At 68.6% G+C, this 2273-nt stretch carries 3 protein-coding genes and 1 pseudogene; 1 reads left to right on the top strand and 3 read right to left on the bottom strand.

Annotated features, from left to right (window positions below; translation table 11 throughout):
* Positions 1 to 108 precede the first annotated feature (108 nt).
* From ABZ624_RS42720 to ABZ624_RS42710, 3 genes and pseudogenes are all read right to left on the bottom strand, one after another.
* Entirely contained in the window at positions 109 to 303 is a 195-nt protein-coding gene (locus ABZ624_RS42720; protein WP_360101086.1) for a hypothetical protein, read from the bottom strand.
* A 445-nt stretch (positions 304 to 748) separates the two neighbouring features.
* Positions 749 to 1006, bottom strand: coding sequence for a hypothetical protein (locus tag ABZ624_RS42715; protein WP_360101083.1), 258 nt, complete (start codon positions 1004 to 1006; stop codon positions 749 to 751).
* Between the two features lie 519 nt (positions 1007 to 1525).
* Positions 1526 to 1765: pseudogene (locus ABZ624_RS42710) on the bottom strand (IS5/IS1182 family transposase); the annotation flags it as partial.
* Here ABZ624_RS42710 and ABZ624_RS42705 point away from each other — a divergent pair.
* Positions 1700 to 2113 carry an SDR family oxidoreductase gene (locus tag ABZ624_RS42705; protein WP_360101089.1) on the top strand — a complete coding sequence of 138 codons (414 nt, stop codon included), beginning with the start codon at positions 1700 to 1702 and terminating at the stop codon, positions 2111 to 2113. The pseudogene ABZ624_RS42710 and the gene ABZ624_RS42705 overlap by 66 nt on opposite strands.
* Positions 2114 to 2273 lie beyond the last annotated feature (160 nt).

Genomic DNA, 2273 nt, shown 5'->3' with positions numbered 1-2273 from the left:
GCGATCTCCCACAGCCCGTCCGGAACAATCCAACTCCACGTACCCCGCCCCATAGACGGACCAACGAGCGATCACCACATAGGACACCGTCTAAGGGCGCGCAGATAATCAACAACACGCTTTCTTGATCTTGCTTGGGATGGGGTTGAGAGCGAGGAACGTCGCGACGTCGGATGGTGTGCGGAAGCGGGCGGTGGAGGCGCTGACGTGGTGGCCGCGCGCTTCCTGAAGCGGGCGGACTTCCTGATTCGCGCGGCTGATAGTCATGGCGGTGACGCCGAAGAGCTGGCCGAGGAGGTCCATGGTGGCGAGCTTGCACAGGTGGAGCACGGTGGCCAGGATCCGGTCTGCTGGGGTGAGTTTGGCTTTTGCGCCGGTACCGGGGGCAACCAGGCGTTCGTGTCCGCGACGCGTGCGGAGTACTTGCTCACGTTGAGCCTCCAGCTCTGGAGTCAGCGTCCTCCCTCCTGGACCGCCAATCCCGAGAACCAGTCCGCAACGCGCCTCCGAACGGCCCCGACAGGGCCGTTCGGTGCTGCAAGGCTCACACAGCCAGCCGAGGGGCGGAGCGTTTTGGAAGTCCGAGTACCTCTGGAGGACCAGAGCCAAGAACTGCGCTGCGGGGAGCCCAGGAGGCCTGTCGGCGCTCTCCATCGCCTGGTGCGCTGGCACGTCCGCACGTGCTCGCGCTGCAGCCGACGAGGGCGAAGGCGGCCGAGTGGTCTGACGGGCAGATCTGCCACACCTGCTACGAGCGCGCCATGCGCGTCCGGGACCGCTGTCCGGGCTGCCGCACGGACCGGGTGCTGCCCGGCCGCGATCCGGATGACGTCCCGGTCTGCCGCGACTGCGCGGGGATCAGCCGCGACTTCTTCTGCGACCGCTGCGGCTTCGAGGGATGCTGCTCGGACGCCGGCTCTGCGACCGCTGCACCCTGGCCGACCGGCTCGCCGGCCTCCTCGACGACGGCACCCGCCAGGATCGCCCCCCAGCTGGTGCCCCTCATGGACCTGCTCCTGGAGCTTGACCGCCCCAAGAGCAGGTTTATCTGGCTCCGCCGCCCCAACATCATTCGTCTCCTGCAGGACCTGGCGAGCGGTCCCGATCAGCCACGAGGGCCTGCAGCAGCAGGAGCGCTGGCGCGCAGCCGCCCACCTGCGAGACCTGCTCATGGAGAGCAACATCCTGCCCCACGCGGACCGACGGCTCCTCCCTACGAACGCTGGCTCACCGAGCGCCTCACGGCGGTCGAGGATCCCGCCCGACACCAGCTCCTGCGCCGATTCGCCACCTGGCACCAACTGCGGCGCTTACGAGCGAAGGCCGAAGCCGGTCCGCCTCAGACGCTCCCCCACGCACCAGGCCCGAAAGCAGACCACCCAGGCCCACACCTTCCTCACCTGGCTCGCACCCCGCAACCGGACCCTCGACCAGTGCCGACAGGCCGATCTCGACGCCTGGCACGCGGACAACTACGCCACCCGCCGACCCGCCCAGCCCTTCCTGCGCTGGTGCAAGGGCAAATATTGCGCCGCCGGTAGATCTCCCCGTCGAACCGCGGCGGGCCACCGCCGTCACGGCGGCCCCGGTTACGGCGGTGGCGTTGCTGGTCCCGCTTCTCCGGAATGGTGTGGCTGATGCCGCACTTGCGGAGGTAGGCGCGGAAGCCACGGGAGGCGTAGGCCTTGCCCGCGACCACGTGGTCCGGTCGGCAGCGCGGTCGGCCCCCACCGATGCGGGGCACTCGGGTCCGCTCGAGAAGCGGCCATTATCGGCCCGGGCGGAGTGGCTCAGTACCGGGATGACGTACACGCTCTGGGCCGACCCCGGCCCGTCCAGCACCGTGCTGGAGCATGTGCCTCTGGGCCGATGGGCCGCCCCCGAGGAGATCGCCAGCGCCGCACTCTTCCTTCTCACCGACGCGGCCGCACACATCACCGGCACCGTACTCACCGCCGACAGCGTACTGCTCGCTGGCCCCACCACGACCTGCCAACCCTCAACCACACGTCAGCCCCAACCAGTTGACGACACCGCTGGGCGGGGATCTTGTTGCGGGCCGGCGGAACCGCAAGGTCGGCCAGGCGACTGGGATCACGCTCCGCGGCGATAAGGTCCTCCAAGATGGCCCAGCCACTGGTGCCCGCGACGTCGCTGAGGACCGCCGAGAGCTTCATACCGGAGGCTTTTCAATTTGGCCACCGATCGGGTGACGAGGCCGGTCGAGTAACGGGCGAGGCCCTCGGACTGTTGAGCGAGATGTCTGAAGTCTC

Origin of the sequence: Streptomyces sp. NPDC007205 (assembly GCF_040634095.1) — a bacterium.
Classification (GTDB): domain Bacteria; phylum Actinomycetota; class Actinomycetes; order Streptomycetales; family Streptomycetaceae; genus Streptomyces.
The sequence above is the reverse complement of the archived record's forward strand: the minus strand, read 5'-3'. Positions and strand labels throughout refer to the sequence as shown.